General features: G+C 44.3%; 15 protein-coding genes. 5 read left to right on the top strand and 10 right to left on the bottom strand.

Annotated elements, in window-relative coordinates; translation table 11 throughout:
• Window positions 1-73 precede the first annotated feature (73 nt).
• The 5 genes from BMZ22_RS05230 to desA form a co-directional block, all read right to left on the bottom strand.
• Window positions 74-604 carry a D-glycero-alpha-D-manno-heptose-1,7-bisphosphate 7-phosphatase gene (locus tag BMZ22_RS05230; protein WP_090082627.1) on the bottom strand — a complete coding sequence of 177 codons (531 nt, stop codon included), beginning with the start codon at window positions 602-604 and terminating at the stop codon, window positions 74-76.
• Between the two features lie 348 nt (window positions 605-952).
• Entirely contained in the window at window positions 953-1,087 is a 135-nt protein-coding gene (locus tag BMZ22_RS17360; RefSeq protein ID WP_281242072.1) for a hypothetical protein, read from the bottom strand.
• A 57-nt stretch (window positions 1,088-1,144) separates the two neighbouring features.
• On the bottom strand, window positions 1,145-1,744 hold the full coding sequence (locus tag BMZ22_RS05235; RefSeq protein ID WP_090082630.1) for a response regulator transcription factor: 600 nt from the start codon (window positions 1,742-1,744) through the stop codon (window positions 1,145-1,147).
• The gene (locus BMZ22_RS05240; protein ID WP_090082633.1) at window positions 1,741-2,877 is read right to left on the bottom strand and encodes a sensor histidine kinase; all 1,137 of its coding nucleotides are present in this window, start codon (window positions 2,875-2,877) and stop codon (window positions 1,741-1,743) included. Before BMZ22_RS05240 ends, BMZ22_RS05235 begins: the two co-directional genes overlap by 4 nt.
• Before the next feature lie 77 nt (window positions 2,878-2,954).
• Window positions 2,955-3,989 carry a Delta(5) desaturase DesA gene (desA, locus tag BMZ22_RS05245; RefSeq protein ID WP_090082636.1) on the bottom strand — a complete coding sequence of 345 codons (1,035 nt, stop codon included), beginning with the start codon at window positions 3,987-3,989 and terminating at the stop codon, window positions 2,955-2,957.
• 333 nt (window positions 3,990-4,322) lie between these two features.
• Between desA and BMZ22_RS05250 the strand changes: the two genes are divergently transcribed.
• Complete coding sequence (locus BMZ22_RS05250; protein ID WP_090082639.1) at window positions 4,323-6,707, top strand: immune inhibitor A domain-containing protein; 2,385 nt, start codon at window positions 4,323-4,325, stop codon at window positions 6,705-6,707.
• 181 nt (window positions 6,708-6,888) lie between these two features.
• On the opposite strand, the gene BMZ22_RS05255 is transcribed toward BMZ22_RS05250, so the two are convergent.
• Complete coding sequence (locus BMZ22_RS05255; protein ID WP_090082643.1) at window positions 6,889-7,506, bottom strand: class I SAM-dependent methyltransferase; 618 nt, start codon at window positions 7,504-7,506, stop codon at window positions 6,889-6,891.
• A gap of 19 nt (window positions 7,507-7,525) precedes the next feature.
• Complete coding sequence (locus tag BMZ22_RS05260; RefSeq protein WP_090082646.1) at window positions 7,526-8,797, bottom strand: MFS transporter; 1,272 nt, start codon at window positions 8,795-8,797, stop codon at window positions 7,526-7,528.
• A gap of 156 nt (window positions 8,798-8,953) precedes the next feature.
• Between BMZ22_RS05260 and BMZ22_RS05265 the strand changes: the two genes are divergently transcribed.
• From BMZ22_RS05265 to BMZ22_RS05280, 4 genes are all read left to right on the top strand, one after another.
• A complete protein-coding gene (locus BMZ22_RS05265; RefSeq protein ID WP_090082649.1) occupies window positions 8,954-9,139 on the top strand; it encodes an H-type small acid-soluble spore protein in 186 nt (61 codons plus the stop codon).
• An 84-nt stretch (window positions 9,140-9,223) separates the two neighbouring features.
• Window positions 9,224-10,054, top strand: a complete 831-nt coding sequence (locus BMZ22_RS05270; RefSeq protein WP_245745215.1) for a CAP domain-containing protein — start codon at window positions 9,224-9,226, stop codon at window positions 10,052-10,054.
• A 135-nt stretch (window positions 10,055-10,189) separates the two neighbouring features.
• Complete coding sequence (locus BMZ22_RS05275) at window positions 10,190-11,434, top strand: dicarboxylate/amino acid:cation symporter (RefSeq protein WP_090082652.1); 1,245 nt, start codon at window positions 10,190-10,192, stop codon at window positions 11,432-11,434.
• 107 nt (window positions 11,435-11,541) lie between these two features.
• The gene (locus BMZ22_RS05280) at window positions 11,542-12,858 is read left to right on the top strand and encodes a lysine N(6)-hydroxylase/L-ornithine N(5)-oxygenase family protein (RefSeq protein WP_090082657.1); all 1,317 of its coding nucleotides are present in this window, start codon (window positions 11,542-11,544) and stop codon (window positions 12,856-12,858) included.
• 66 nt (window positions 12,859-12,924) lie between these two features.
• Here the strand turns inward: BMZ22_RS05280 and BMZ22_RS05285 are convergent, their stop codons facing one another.
• The 3 genes from BMZ22_RS05285 to BMZ22_RS05295 form a co-directional block, all read right to left on the bottom strand.
• Complete coding sequence (locus BMZ22_RS05285; protein WP_090082661.1) at window positions 12,925-13,539, bottom strand: TetR/AcrR family transcriptional regulator; 615 nt, start codon at window positions 13,537-13,539, stop codon at window positions 12,925-12,927.
• Between the two features lie 331 nt (window positions 13,540-13,870).
• Window positions 13,871-14,506 carry a helix-turn-helix domain-containing protein gene (locus BMZ22_RS05290; protein ID WP_342710113.1) on the bottom strand — a complete coding sequence of 212 codons (636 nt, stop codon included), beginning with the start codon at window positions 14,504-14,506 and terminating at the stop codon, window positions 13,871-13,873.
• A gap of 94 nt (window positions 14,507-14,600) precedes the next feature.
• Entirely contained in the window at window positions 14,601-15,506 is a 906-nt protein-coding gene (locus tag BMZ22_RS05295) for a hydroxymethylglutaryl-CoA lyase (RefSeq protein WP_090082668.1), read from the bottom strand.
• Window positions 15,507-15,693 lie beyond the last annotated feature (187 nt).

Consider the following 15,693-nt stretch of genomic DNA (forward strand, 5'->3'; position numbering starts at 1 on the left):
CAACGTCATCCTTTCGTTCAAAATTTTTCACGGCATGGTTTAGCCTTCCCTGAAACCATAAATCCATGAAAAATTAGTGATGCCATTTCAGCCAGTCTGCAAACGTAAAAAGCGTGGAAAAAGACATATCTGCACTAACCTTTTGCTCGTCTCCAGAGCCCACTAGAACCGTTTTAGTGCCTGCTTGTTTCCCTGCTTCTATGTCCGGCTGCCGATCCCCTGCCATATAGCTTTCAGACAAATCAATCTGGTGTTTTTCAGCAAGATCGAAAATCATTTGCGGCTTTGGTTTGCGGCAGGGACAGCCTGCATGCGGTTTGTGCGGACAATAAGCAATATCGGTAATCGTCGCGTCAAACAGTCCGAGATCCGATTTCATTTTATCGTGGACTGCGGTCAGTGCCTCCTCATGCATATATCCCAGTCCAATGCCGCCCTGATTGGTGACGACAAAAACACGATAGCCCAGCTCATTAAAAATTTTAATCGCTTCGCCCGCCCCCTCAAGCAGGTAAAAGTCACGCGGCCGATTCACAAATTTAACCCGCTTTGACAGCACTTCGTTTATCACACCATCACGATCAAGAAACATTCCTTTGTCCATTTTAGTAAGACCTCCTATAAAGTGATCGTATATCCTCGAACATTTGAGTTGGGGGCTTACTGTCCTTTATATGCCGGATAAAAAAGAGGCTGGGCCATAACATTTGATTTCAATATAAAAGACGAACGATAATTAAGTTTAGCGGAGGAAATATGTGTAGACTCCTGCGGGAAGAAAGGCATAGGTGAGACAACGAAGTGCCTTGGCACGAGTTGGCTCACCAGCCGCCCGCGGAAAGCGAAGCATATTTCCGGAGCGGTGTATCCCGCTTCCTTTCCTAGTAATCGTTCGTCTTTTCATTTACTTTTAAACCTTTTTTCTCAGCCGCTCATACGTCACTTAAAAACGCTAATCGTCTTTATTGCTGACATATTCGTTTAATTGTTTGCCATGCACACTGCTGTTTTTATATTGGCTCTTGCGGCCATTCCGATATTCACCATGGTTTTTATTTTCTTTAAATTGATTGTTCTTCTCAGCCATGATTGCACCCCTTTCATACCTTAGTTTTTGAATCAGGGGCTTTGTTTATACAGCGCTTTATGTAAGCCAGCCTTTTTCTTTAAGCTTTGAGATGGCTTCAATCCGATTGGCCACTTCCAATTTATCAAGTATGACCGATACATAGTTGCGGACAGTGCCATTTGTTAAATAAAGCTCGCTTGCAATTTCTTTTGTATTTTTGCCTTCAGCGACCAGTTTAATCACCTGTGTTTCCCGTTCGGTCAACGGGTTTTCATCGTCGTACATCATATCAATCAGCTCAGGTGCGTAAACCCGTCTGCCGTTCATGATAGTGCGGATTGAGCTGGCCAATTCCTCGCTTGGACTGTCCTTTAATAAATAACCGTCCACACCTGCTTTGCGCGCGCGTTGAAAGTATCCTGTACGGGCAAAGGTGGTTAACACAATCACTTTACAGGGATGCTCTATTAATTGTTCAGCTGCGTCCAGTCCGCTTTTTACCGGCATCTCGATATCCATAATGCAAATGTCGGGGTGATAACGCTCAGCCAATGTCAGTGCTTCTGCGCCGTTTTTGGCTTTGCCCACAACCTCCATATCCACTTCTAAATCAAGCAGCGAACCCAGCGCCCCAAGCAGCATACTTTGATCCTCGGCAATCACAATTTTTATCACGACAGGCCCTCCTGATTATTATGTTGCAGCACACTTGGCGTCTGGATCGTAAGTATGGTGCCATTTTCTGTAGCGATTGCCAGACTCCCGTTCACAAATTCCAGTCGTTCCCGCATTCCTTTAAGACCATTTTCTGCATTAGAGGTCTTATGGTCCAGCATGCCAAGGCCGTTATCCTGCACCTGAATCCGTACTTTTTCCGGCGTTTGTGCAACCGTAATATGGCAAGCTGCAGCCTGACTATGTTTGACAACATTGGTGACAGCTTCCTTCAGGCACATGCTTAATACATTTTCCACCAGTAACGGAATATTTGTCAGCTGCGGACTTCCTTTTAAATGAAATTCAATGTTGGCTGCTTTCAACAGCTGCTTGACACGAGGCATCTCATCTTCCAGTTTCGTGCCTTTCATATCGGAAACCATTTCACGAACTTCTTTTAGCGCAGTTCGTGCGGTTTGATGAATATCATCGATTTCACTTTTTGCTTTATCAGGTTTGACATCGATTAATTTGCCTGTCAAATCACTTTTTAATCCGATAAGCGATAACTTTTGTCCCAATGTATCATGTAAATCGCGGGCAATGCGCTGACGCTCCTGGAGGACTGCCATCTGAGAAAGTTTTTCGTTCGCCGCTCTCAACTCGCTTTCCAGCCTTTCCCGTTTATTGCGCTGATAAAGCGTTATAGGCAGAAGGATTACTCCGATGACGTTAAACGCTATAAACGGTAGCTGGGACAGGAAAATTTCATTTTGAGTAAAGAAACCGGCAGTAACGGCAGCGATTGTCGTTAACAGATGTATGATATAAAGCGTCAAAAAGCGTTCCTTGACCTGCAGGTTGCCAATGTAGAACGCTAAAAACAGTGCAAAATATGCGTAGCCCAAAAATATTGTCATTAAAACATTAATAACGATTTCAACACTAACGGATAAATAAACGATCCAGCCTTTGGAAAGGAAGGATACCCGGTAAGCGATAAAAAACAGGAATATCATTAATATGCCGAAAATAATCTCCCACATTGCTGAGATTCGAAATATGAAATAAAAAGGGAGAACACAAAATATGATCCAAGCGTAAATACTGAGCCCCGTGTTCTTTGGCACAATATGATACCAGTTCTGCATCCAGGCACCTCCTTTCCAGTTTCAGTTAAGTATATCAGAAAAAGGCCCCCTATATACAGAGAGCCTTTTTCATCCATTTAATTTTCCTGCAGTCTTGGGTTTGCCTGGTTTCGCTTACGCAAAAGTTCTTTTACCTCTTTAAAGCTGACAAATGACTTGCTTGCTTCATCGTACAGCCTGAACCGAATTGATTTTAAACTGGATGCAAGCGTTATTGTCGTAGCCTGCTTTAAAGGCGGTGTTGATTCGTGTGCTTTTTCCAAATGATAGTTCGGAACCCTCGGGCTTAAATGATGCACGTGGTGGAAACCAATACTGCCGGTGAGCCATTGCAGAAGTTTCGGCAGCTTGTAATACGAACTGCCGTCCACAGCGGCTTTCACAAAGTCCCACTCATCTTCATTTTCAAAATAAGAATCCTCAAACTGGTGCTGCACATAAAATAGCCAAATACCCAATGATCCTGCTATAAAGATGATGGGCATTTGGATAATGAGAAAGGCCTGCCAGCCAATTGCCCATATTAACAGACTATATATTACGGCAACCGAAGCATTGATAACGTACGTATTTATCCGTTCTTTCCGCTTTGCGCCTTTTCGGTTAAAACGATTTGAGAGAAGAAACAAGTAAAGTGGCCCTAACCCGAACATGACAATTGGATTTCGGTAAAGACGGTACGCCAGTCTACCCCAAAAGGAAGCCTCAGCATACTCCTCAACTGTCATTACCCAGACATCTCCGGTACCGCGCTTGTCCAGATTGCTGCTTGTTGCATGATGGATCGCATGGCTTCGCTTCCATTTTTCGAAGGCAAACAGCGTAATAATGCCTGTGAGCGTCCCGACAATACGGTTTGCTTTGGGCTTCTTGAAGAAAGAACCATGTGTACAATCATGGAAAATAATAAAAATCCGAACGACAAATCCTGCCGCCACTACCGCGAGCCCGAGCGTCAGCCATATTGAAACAGACAGACTTTGATACGCCAAAAACCAAATAAAGAAAAATGGAAGAATCGTATTTATAAGCTGCTGAATACTCGCTCTTTTATCCGATACAGCAAAAGCTGCAACACGTTTTTTTAAATCAGCTTGTTTTTGTTTACTCATAATGTCCTCCTTGACAATGGTTTTTTCCCCATCTTCTTCTTATGTTATAGCATACCTACACACCCTGAAAGTCATAAACGTCAAGAATTAAATATGACAAATGTCATGTTTTAAAAGCTTTAATAACATGTTTAACAATCGATTAGGCCAAAACACCCAATACCGTAGATAGGTCTAATAGCCTCTTTTTTGTCATTTTCTTTACAAAATATTTACAATTTTCGTCTAGAATTATATCATTAAAATATTCTATTAATTTTTTAAAAAGGGGGACATTTTAATAGTTACAAAGGGGTTCAGTCAAACCATAATTTCAGGAGGGGTTTTACGATAATGAAAAAGGGATTTATTTTATCTGCTGCTGCAGCACTTACCTTAAGCCTGGGACTGCCGGTCAGTGCAGAACAAGGCAGCGCCACAGATGCTGAGCTGCAAAACCGAGTACCATCCTCATTAGGAGCGCCGGTTGACATGGGTGTTGTCAATGATGAGAAGATAATCGAGATGCTTAAAGCAAAAGGTACGATCTCGCAGAATGCCACACAGGCAGAAGCAGATACAGCACTTAAAAAATACTTACAATCCAAGGCAAAAAGCGGTCAGAAAATGAAAGCCAATGGAGCAACCGCTGAAGATGCCCAAATGAAACATAACGAAAAGAAAAACAATAACCCGCTCACAAATGGCAAAGGCAATAAACTGGGCCATGCCAAGAAAAATAAAGTAGATTCGGTTGAAGAAGAAACATATAACGGCGATGTGCGGGAAGATAAGGTTCTTGTTCTGGCAATTGATTTCCCTGATTATTCTCGAAATTCGATTCAGCCGGACGAAACCGATATGTACTACGATGACTACACCAATGAGCATTTTCAAAATATGATTTTTGGAGAAAATGGCTATGAAGGCCCGAACGGTGAAAATTTCGTCTCGATGAAACAATATTATGAAGAGCAATCAGGCGGAAGCTATACTGTTGATGGAGAAATTGCCGGCTGGTACACAGCTGAAAATCCCGCTGCCTATTACGGTGGAAACTACCCGGCACCGGACGGCAGTGACGCCCGCCCGCGCGAATTAGTATATGAAGCGTTGGTAAAAGCGTCAGAAGATCCGAATGTTGATTTGAGCGAATACGACGTATGGGACCGAAATGATTATGACGGAGATGGTGTATATGATGAACCGGATGGCATCATTGATCACTTGATGGTCATTCATGCCGGTGTCGGTGAAGAAGCCGGCGGCGGTGCACTCGGCGGCGACGCTATCTGGTCACATCGCTGGAACCTGGGATCAGGTCCTGTAGCAGTACCTGGCGCAGAGTCGGATAGCGACCGATTTGGCGGTGCATTAGGTGCCTGGGATTATACGATTGAGCCTGAAGACGGTGCAGCCGGCGTCTTTGCCCATGAGTACGGTCACGACCTGGGGCTTCCTGATGAGTACGACACGCAGTATACTGGTGAAGGCGAAGCAGTTGCTTATTGGTCACTGATGGCCAGCGGCAGTTGGGCCGGTGATGTGCCGGGAACCGAACCGCCCGGAATGAGTCCGTTTGCTAAAGAAATGCTGCAGACGAATCATGGCGGCAACTGGCTGAGCGGCACAACACTCCATGCCGATGACATTACGAGCGATGGGACAAGCGTCCTGCTTGATGAAGGTGTTACCAAAGGAACAAACAATGATGCTGTCAGAGTTGACCTGCCGGAGAAAGAAAACGTCCTGACAACGCCTGCAACCGGCGAAAATGCTTATTACGGCGGCAAAGGCAATGAGATGGATCATAAAATGGCAGCAACCGTTGACTTAACGGGCGCTTCAAATGCAACGCTCGATTTTGATACGTGGTATAACATCGAATCAAACTGGGATTTTGCGATGGTTCAAATATCGACTGATGGTGGTGAAACATGGGAGTCGCTTTCAAGTGAACGCACAACCGATGTGATCGATCCGAACGGCTATCCGGCGATTAAAGATAACTTGCCCGGCTACACCGGTTCAAGTGACGGCTGGGTGCATGAATCGATTGATATCAGCGATTATGCCGGTCAGGAGATTGAAATTCAATTCCGCTCCATGACCGATTGGGCAACAAACCTTGATGGTATTTTCTTCGATAACGTTGCTGTAACGGCCGACGGAGAAGAAGTATTTACAGACGGTGCAGAAGGTGACAGTCAATTTAATCTGGACGGGTTTGTTGAACACGATGGAACCTATTATACCGATCATTATTACCTGCTTGAATGGCGTTCTCATAACGGTGTTGATGAAGGTCTGGCAAATATTCGCCGCGGTGACAGCTTAATGACATACGGTGAAGGTCTTGTCGTCTGGTATGTAGACGAATCGTATGACAACAACTGGACAGGCCAGCACCCGGGCGACGGTTTCCTTGGCGTTGTCGATGCTGATCAGCGCGCTGTTAAATGGAGCGATCATTCGGTCGGGGCAACCCGTTATCAATTGCATGATGCAGCATTTACGTTTGAAAAAACCGATAAGATGTTCCTTGATTACTTGGATTTGCAAAACGTCACAATGAAAGACAATTATACAAAACGCACGCCACTGTTTGATGACCATGCAGACTGGAGTAATCCAGGCCTGGTTGATGCGGGGCGCAATGTACCGGAATACGGTCTTAAATTCCGTGTCATTGGAAAAAGCAACGACAACACAGTTGGTGACGTACTGCTATTTAAATAAGTTACACAAAAACCCTGCCAAGGCTGAAAAGCCCCGGCAGGGTTATTTGATGCTGCTTGATTTTGTGAACTTCGGGGATTTTGCTGTGAACTTCGGGAATTTCATTGTGAACTTCGGGGGTTTTGCTGTGAACTTCGGGTTTTGGCCTGTGAACTTCGGGGATCATCCCTCAAAAGGTACTCTACTTCCGGCAAACAGCAATTCCAAGCGGGAAGTGCCGGTCATTAGAACGGACAGCAGGTTCTATCAACGGACCCTTCTGGAAATAGAACACAGCTGATGAATATTCAGGAAATAACTCCATAAACTCATCAACGGTGAGCTGATGTACGTGAAAAGGCGACCCGCACGGCTTGCCGCGTCCTTTGCCAAACGGTGTTGACAGAATAAGCGTCCCGCCTGGCTTCAATAACGCAAAAATATTTGCTAAAAATCGCTCCTCATCCGCAATGTGCTCAATCGTTTCAAAGCTGACAATGCAATCAAACGTACCCAATTTTTCCGGCAGATCCGGATCTGTCACATCGCCTTCCATAAATATAGCATTCGGATGATGGTACGTGCCACGAGCATATTTGACTGCCTTAGGTTCCAAATCCACCCCAACAACTTCCTCCACAATATCTTTTCTTTTTTTCGCCAGGAGCTGTGTACCATAACCAGTCCCGCTCGCAATATCCAATACACGTCCATACACATATTCAACAGCAAAAAAGTAACGCGCCATATGCTCCATCAGCATCTCATCGGCTGCTTTCATTTTTTCAGGAACCACACGTTCCCCGGTATCTTCTAACATTAACCATCACCGCTTCAAGTCAGTTTATTTGTAATTTCCTCTTATTCGGCCGGCGTGCTGTTACAGCACAAATCAGTCCAATCAGCGGAAAGATGAGTGTGACCAATAAGACCGGTGTGTAATCATGGAATATATCAAAGCCGGCACCAAACGGCAGCGGACCAAGTGATGAACCAATAACTACCATGGTCATGCCGACACCATTTATGCTGCCGACATATTTCCGGCCGAAAAAATCGGGCCAAATGACGTTCATGCCAATCCGTTCCAAGCCATTAGCCGCACCCCAAATCACACCAAAAACAACTGCCATCAACATATTGTCAGTAATCAAAAGCAATAATAAGAAAATGATCTCAATCAAAAACACACTTGCGAGCAAGTAATTTGTCGGCACCTTTTCCGTAATAAACCCGGAGACAAACGACATCGGCATACCGACAAAGGCCATTAAGCTCAAAACCATTGCAGCTACCCCTGGTGACAATCCATTCGTGTCAAAAATTGAGATAATATGAAACGTGATTCCGGTGTTAACCATCGCAGGGATGCCCACGCTTATAAGAATGCCCCAGAAAGCCCATGTGCGCATGGCTTCTTTCAATGTCCAGTCCTCCTCAGATTCAGGAAGATCAGTCGTATCAACAAGCGCTTCATTCTTAGGTGTTTTTGTACCGTCGGGCTCAAGCCCCATCTCTTCCGGTTTATTGCGGACACCGAATAGCGCAAACGGTACAAAAACAATTAAAAGTGCAACACCCCAGAACCGCCATGCCATTTGCCAATCCCATGTTTGAATAAGCCATGTATTAATTATCGGGAACAACATCGCACTGATAAAGCTTCCGATCGTCATAAAGCTGAACGCACGGCCTCTTTTCTTCACAAACCACTGCGCAACCAGCGTATTCGGAATAAGTGACATTGTCCCCTGTCCGAGCAGACGGACGAAAAAGAAACCAATCGCCAGCATGAACATATTCGAAACCATACTGTTAAAAAAACAGGCAATCGCAAAACCTGTCCCGACCGTCACCATCATTAGCCGCTGCCCGTACCGATCAATAAACCGCCCGACAAACATCATTGTTAAGCCTGCAACCAGTGTGGCAGTTGAATAGAGACTGGATACTTCCGTGCGTGACCAGCCAAAGTCGTTTATATACTGGTCGATAAATGCTGAATTGGAATAGGTTTGGCCCGGACCTGAAAAAAAGAGACCCAGTCCGCCTATAAAAACGATAAACCAGCCATAATAAAATGATTGAAAAACCTTTTTTGTGCCAGTCACAGCTGCACCGTCCTTGTCTTGTCACATTACAATCTATCATCGATTTTACGTTAATTTGACGGTGAAGACAATCCGAAAATGGTTAATACATCCTTGAATAGTCCTAATTGGCCGGCAAAAAATAATCCTGAGGCTGATTTGAAAGGAGATATTTTAATGGATCGGGATCGAGCAGAGGAGATAATAAATTCCATCACCATGATAAACGTGAATTATCACGGTTTTCCCGTTTATATAAAAGCGATAAATTCTGACCAGACAAGCGCAACCGTTTTCCCGCTTGATGAAATGGATCATGACCAAAAGGTTGATCTGGCTGGTTTGTCCGAAGAAGGTCCATAATGCACAGACAATCTTGCCACACATTCCCATTTATAGTCTTCGTCAGAGGTGACAGATTAAGCAAAAAAAGGAGTCGACCAACAGATGATAAAACGAATTAAACTGCTGTTAATTCCAATAACAGCTATTATACTCATGGCGGCATGCAATCCTGAATATGAATCACATACGGATGTGGATGACAATCAGCTTCCGATTTCTGCAACACAAACCGATTCATCAAGTGACAGCACAGGCCCAGGTACACAACAAATCGGTTTTAATGAAGGAACGGATAGGAATGACAACTTCCGGCGTGACCGCCCAAATGACGATTTTGACGGGCCAAATGGCCAGACGCATAATCAGGGCCCGCTCAGCGGAAATGGAATAGACCCCGGCCGCACCCAAGAGGAGGAAGTTCAGGAGCGTAACCAGGAGCGACAAAACAGGCTGCAGTCGGATGAGGACCCCTCAGATAGTGCCGAGCAGCCGGAAGAAGATCAAACACAAGAACAGGATAATCAAGAAAATCAACAGCCTTCCACACAGCAGGGCATTGGGGACTATGCATTTAAGATCATTAAGTTAACAAATCAAAAACGTAGCGAGCATGGCTTATCCGATTTGAAAGCGAGTAAACCATTAAGCCAGGTTGCCCGCAAGAAATCGGAAGACATGCAGACAAAAAATTACTTTTCCCATACGAGTCCGACTTATGGCTCCCCATTTAACATGATGAAAGAATTCGATGTGGCGTATGAATCGGCCGGTGAAAATATCGCAAGAGGCCAGAAATCGCCGAGACAGACAGTAAATGCATGGATGGACAGTAAAGAACATCGGGAAAACATCCTTAATGAATCCTTCACGCACATTGGTGTCGGTTATACATCCGATGGTAACTACTGGACACAGATGTTTATTGAAAAATAAGACCAAAGCCATGCTCGAGAGGCATGGCTTTGGTATGGAACCTCGAACAACACTTTTGACAGGCCGGGCATTTCAAGATAATCTTTAGACACGAAACCCCGATAAAACTGTCGGAAATTTGAGAGGGATATAGCCATGAAAGCATTGTGGAGAGGATACATAGAAGCATCACTGATTAAAAAAATCTCGGTAGCACTTATTTTAGGCGTTGCAGTCGGGCTGATTTTCGGCGAAGATGCGGCTGTGCTTGCGCCGTTTGGTGACTTGCTGCTGCGCTTATTGCAATTTCTGATTGTGCCGCTGATCTTATTCACACTTATTGTCGGAATCAACCAGACAAAATTGGGCAACCTTGGCCGCATGGGCGGGAAAGTTTTTATTTATTACGTCCTGTCTTCGGCGTTTGCCATTATTGTCGGGATTACTGTTGCAAGCATTTTTAACCCGGGTACCGGCATGACACTGGATACCAATGAATCGTTTGATGTGCCGGACAACCCGGGTATCGTCAGTGTTCTGCTGAGCATCGTGCCGCAAAACATCGTCACCGCATTCAGTGAACTGAATCTCCTGGGCATCATTTTCACAGCATTCGCATTCGGGACTGCCATTTCAGCGCTCCGTTCATCAAGCACCAATCGGGAATTGGGTGAAACCGTATATAAAGTTGTGGACGGCCTGAATGAAGCCACGTTAAGTATTATGAAAGTCATCATTCAATACGTTCCTATTGGGATATTTGCCATTATCGCAGAAGTAGTCGGAAATCAGGGTGCTGATACCATAGTCGAGCTTGGAGGTATGGTTGGCGTCTTTTATATCGCCATTATTGTTCATCTTTTGATTTATGTCCTGTTCATGGTCCTTTTCAAAATCAATATTAAATCATTTTTCAAATATGGGCGCACCCCAATGATTACAGCTTTTGTAACACAGAGCAGTTCCGGCACATTGCCGCTTACACTTAATGCAGCCAGAGAACTGAATTTGCCAAAAAGTCTGTATGGGTTCAGCCTGCCACTCGGCGCTACGGTTAATATGGATGGTGCTGCAATCCGAATTGCGGTCTCCGCTGTCTTTGCTGCAAATGTGATTGGGGATCCGTTAAGCTTTACCGAGATTTTTCAAGTCGTCCTGGTTGGCACATTGGCATCAATCGGTACCGCCGGAGTCCCTGGGGCAGGCATCATCATGATTGCCACCGTGTTTGCCCAGCTTGGTCTGCCAATGGAAGCTGTGGGACTCTTGACCGCCATTGATGTATTAGTCGGCATGGGCGCCACGTCCTTGAATGTTACCGGCGACCTTGTCGGAGCAAACATTATCGGTAAAACAGAATCTCCTCAGGAAAAGGAACCCACGGAGAGTGATTACCAGTAAGGTATGCGGCTCACCGTTTCGATATTGTTTTCACACCTGAACAAAGCATAACTCCGGATGAAATGGGAATGATAATGTCCAGATTTCGTCTGGAGGGAGTGGGCCAAATGCCCGGCAAATTATACGATGTTATCGGTGTTGGTATAGGACCTTATAATCTTGGATTAGCAGCACTTTTGGACGATACACCAGAAATTGAAGGGCTGTTTTTTGATAAAACGCCAAAGTTTGAGTGGCATCCCGGGATGTTAATTGAACGGATGAATTTAACAACCCCCTTTTTAGGAGACCTTGTTACATTCGCCGACCCGACAAGCCGGTTCACTTACATCAACTATCTGCATGAACATAATCGTCTATACCAGTTCTACTTTTATAACACGTTTCAGATCCCACGTCAGGAGTATGATCACTACTTGCAGTGGGTCGCAAATCAATTGCAACCGCTCCACTTTGGTTATGAGGTCATTGATGTCATTGACCATGAAAAAGCTTCCGTGCCCCACTATGAGGTGGTTGTGAAAGAGACCGAAAGTGAAAAACAATCTTCCTACTTCGCTAAAAATATCGTCATGGCAACAGGCAGTCAACCCTTTGTTCTGGACAGCATGACAGGGCACCCTGAGGAAGACGTTTTACATACGAATCGGTATATGTATGAAAAAGAAAACTTAGTGGAATCTCCGCACATCACAGTAGTAGGGTCCGGCCAGAGTGCCATAGAGGTCTTTCTGGATCTGTTAAAAGAACAGGAAAACAAGGTATTTCAACTCACGTTATTTACCCGTTCCAGTGGTCTATTTCAATTGGAGAAAGCTAAATTTGGCCAGGAATATTTTTCCCCGGATTTTGTGTCGTATTTTCATTCGCTTGGCTTTAAGCAGCGACTCGATACATTGGATACGTTAGGAACGCTCAGAAAGGGGATTAATCCACAGACATTAATGGAATTGTACGAAGCGCTTTACCATAAAACAATCGGTGAAAAGCCGCAACCTGTTATCATACAGCCAAATACCGAGGTTAAAAATATAAGCAGACAAAAGGACACGTATGTTTTGCGTTGTCATCAGTGGCAAAAGGAAAATTCCTTTGATTATGAAACAAATAAAGTTATTTTGGCAACCGGCTATAAGCCACATATTCCAGCATGGTTTTATGATCGTTTCAAAGATAAAATCGTATGGGAAGATGAGAATCGTTATAAAGTGACACGTGATTATCAGCTCGTCTTCCAAAATCAGCGCAATCACCGCTTTTTTACCATGACCGATCTGGAACACTCTCATGGAACCGCAGCCACAAACTTAGGGCTGGCGATTCAAAAGAACATTAAAATCATCAATCAGCTTGCCGGCCGCGACGCTTATCCAGATAGACACGAGACCATCTTTCAGCAATTTACAATGGATCATAACATTTAAAATAATCCCTCACGCACTATAGCAGGTCCGTGAGGGATTGTTTCTTTGGCGGTTAAGCCCCATTCGTTAAGTTTCTGTCGTATAATACAGGCCCTTTTTTAACAGTTTCATTTCAATTTTAAAGTTATTTATGGCTTCCTCATCCGGTAAACCCCGGGCAAACTTTTCAACAAAGTTACGCACGATAACCGACGTTAGGATTATCATCATATGGTATAATTCTTTATCACCGGAAAGATTCAGCTTCCGTTTATCAATCAATGTGCTGACTTCCCTGAATTGCTTCTCATTTTGGCGTCCGCTTAACATCTTTAAAAATGATTCTTCAATTCGATAAGTCATGTTTAGAAATGTATTGCGCATAAAATCCAAGTTTTCCACTTCAGTAACAGCTACTTGAAAAAACGCTTCCAGCGCAGTAAACAGATCACCGTCATATTTTTTCAAAAGATTTATAAAAACTTCCTGCCGTTTACGCGAAAGATCATCCAGCAGGAAAAAGAAAGCATCTTCTTTGTCTTGAAAGTATTGATAAAAGCTGCCGCGCGGTATGCCTGCCTCTTTTACAATGTTTGAAATGGAGGCCTGATATAGCGGCACCCGTGAAAACTCCGCTTCAGCCGATCGGATCAGCATCTGCTTTTTTTCATGCGGCAGATTAAAAAATGTCTGTTTCGGCATCATTCCGCCCCCATCTTATTCTTATGAGGCTTTTCTTGCTTAACCGGCCCTATCATATGTATGCATTTTTCATTGTACCCTCTCAGGTCTTTTGCAAAGCTCGGCATTCACGCCCTGCATCTGCAGCTCGTGGACCAGCCGCCTCAAGCTTTCATCAGAACTGTATGTCGTGGCCATATTAAAATTTCACTCCCGAACGCGTAAGTTTGTGACACTCACTCTATTAGCTATAGTATATGACACCCTGTCACACGTCAACCGGAAATGACAATGTGTCACATAACAGTAAAAAATACCTTAATTAAAGAAGGTATAATTTACAAAAAAGCATTTAATCATCAATGAATACCGTCAAGATTTTCGCTCCATCATTGTCGACCGGCATGAATAGATGCGGTTTGACACCTTTGAAATGGCCGGTATCACCTTTTTCCATATAATACGTTTTGCCATCGTAATAAAGCTCTATCGCACCTTCAACAATATATATGAACTCATCTTGTGTATGTGTATAAGGCTCTTGTCTGTCATTAAAATCTTTTGGCGTCACATGGACGATTGTTGGTTCGATCCGTGAAAAACGGGAGCGGCTTGCCAGCAATTCAAGTGAATATCCCATATTTTCATCGTCAGCACTCAGCCGTCTTTCCGCTTTCGGCTGCACGACCAAATCAGTCTCAGGATGGCCATCCAGCACCCACGAGAGTGGCACATCCAATGACTCAGCGATCTTTGATAAAGTGGCCACTGCAGAAGATGTCTGGCCGTTTTCAATTTTTGACAGCAGACTTTTAGAGATGCCGCATTGATCTGCTACTTGCTGCTGTGTATGCTTGCTTTTCAATCGGACTTGCTTCAGCTTTTGGCCTATCGTTTCGAGATTTATGGTAACTCGCTCCTTTCGCCGACAGATACAGTCTTCTCTATCATAGAATAGAGGAAAATTAATTTTATAGCAACAAGGAATTGAAGCATTCCACTTATCACCGACAAAGAAAGACCCCACCCGTGATGCGAAAAACATAAGGGTGAGGCGTTCATGGCTTTGTAATTTTTACCTTTCAGCCTTGGCTTGCCGCGTACGCCAGAGACTTGCTCGGCAGTGATTTTCCAAGTTTGCTTTGAATGAACAGCGCTGCTTCCTGGAGTTTCGTTTCATCCATACCGGTTTTAATACCAAGACCATTCAACAAATACAACACATCATTGGTTGCCACATTGCCTGCTGCTCCCGGGGCATAAGGACAGCCGCCGAGTCCGCCGATTGCACTGTCAAAACGGGTGATGCCGTGCTCCATCGACCGCATAATGTTGGCAATTGCCATGCCGCGTGTATCATGAAAATGCATAATAATTTTTTCACTCGGAAAACGTTCTAAAATCTCGCTAAGCAGCTGATCCACCTGTGATGGAACCGCTGTACCGATCGTATCGCCAAGCGACAGGTCATCCACACCTGCTTCAATCAATCGATCGGCGACCTTAAGCACCTGCTGCGGCGAAATCCTTCCTTCATATGGGCAATCAAATACAGTTGACACATAACCCGTCACATGTTTACCAGCCTTCTTAGCGCCTTTAATCACTTCTTCCAATACCGGATAGGTTTCATCAATTGATTTGTTAATATTTTTTTTGTTGTGCGTCTCACTTGCCGACATAAATACAGAGGCGCCATCAATTCCGGCTTCAAGTGCGAGTTCCAGACCTTTCATATTCGGTACAAGGGCTGAATAACGGACACCCGGATGCCGCTTTATCCGTTTTCCGACTTCATGCGCATCTGACAGGGCAGGTACCCATTTGGGGTGAACAAACGATGAATATTCGATTTCCTTTACACCCGATTCAGACAGCGTATTAATCCACTGAACCTTATCTGACGTTGAAATCCGCTTTTTCTCATTTTGCAGCCCATCACGCGGACCAACTTCCTTCACCTGGACAAAATCAGGCCAACGACCCATCATGACCCCTCCTTTTGGAATATAAAGAGTGAACTTTGAATGCGCTTTCAGCGATCATAAATATATAATGCTATAATTTCTATACCCTAAATTACTTCAGTTTATTCAATTCAGTTTCTCTTTGTTCAACATTGTTGAATTAAGTATATTATAAAAACTCCCAGAATGTCAATCCTGAGAGTTTTAT

It is taken from the genome of Lentibacillus persicus, assembly GCF_900112705.1.
In the GTDB taxonomy this organism is placed as follows: Bacteria; Bacillota; Bacilli; order Bacillales; family Amphibacillaceae; genus Lentibacillus; species Lentibacillus persicus.

Excerpts from the sequence above, each read along its gene's own strand:
- BMZ22_RS05275 (WP_090082652.1), top strand. The coding sequence starts at position 10,190 with ATGAAAGCATTGTGGAGAGGATACATAGAAGCATCACTGATTAAAAAA.
- BMZ22_RS05240 (WP_090082633.1), bottom strand. The coding sequence starts at position 2,877 with ATGCAGAACTGGTATCATATTGTGCCAAAGAACACGGGGCTCAGTATT.
- BMZ22_RS05285 (WP_090082661.1), bottom strand. The coding sequence starts at position 13,539 with ATGCCGAAACAGACATTTTTTAATCTGCCGCATGAAAAAAAGCAGATG.
- BMZ22_RS05270 (WP_245745215.1), top strand. The coding sequence starts at position 9,224 with ATGATAAAACGAATTAAACTGCTGTTAATTCCAATAACAGCTATTATA.
- BMZ22_RS05250 (WP_090082639.1), top strand. The coding sequence starts at position 4,323 with ATGAAAAAGGGATTTATTTTATCTGCTGCTGCAGCACTTACCTTAAGC.
- desA (WP_090082636.1), bottom strand. The coding sequence starts at position 3,989 with ATGAGTAAACAAAAACAAGCTGATTTAAAAAAACGTGTTGCAGCTTTT.
- BMZ22_RS17360 (WP_281242072.1), bottom strand. The coding sequence starts at position 1,087 with ATGGCTGAGAAGAACAATCAATTTAAAGAAAATAAAAACCATGGTGAA.
- BMZ22_RS05255 (WP_090082643.1), bottom strand. The coding sequence starts at position 7,506 with ATGTTAGAAGATACCGGGGAACGTGTGGTTCCTGAAAAAATGAAAGCA.
- BMZ22_RS05280 (WP_090082657.1), top strand. The coding sequence starts at position 11,542 with ATGCCCGGCAAATTATACGATGTTATCGGTGTTGGTATAGGACCTTAT.
- BMZ22_RS05230 (WP_090082627.1), bottom strand. The coding sequence starts at position 604 with ATGGACAAAGGAATGTTTCTTGATCGTGATGGTGTGATAAACGAAGTG.
- BMZ22_RS05265 (WP_090082649.1), top strand. The coding sequence starts at position 8,954 with ATGGATCGGGATCGAGCAGAGGAGATAATAAATTCCATCACCATGATA.
- BMZ22_RS05295 (WP_090082668.1), bottom strand. The coding sequence starts at position 15,506 with ATGGGTCGTTGGCCTGATTTTGTCCAGGTGAAGGAAGTTGGTCCGCGT.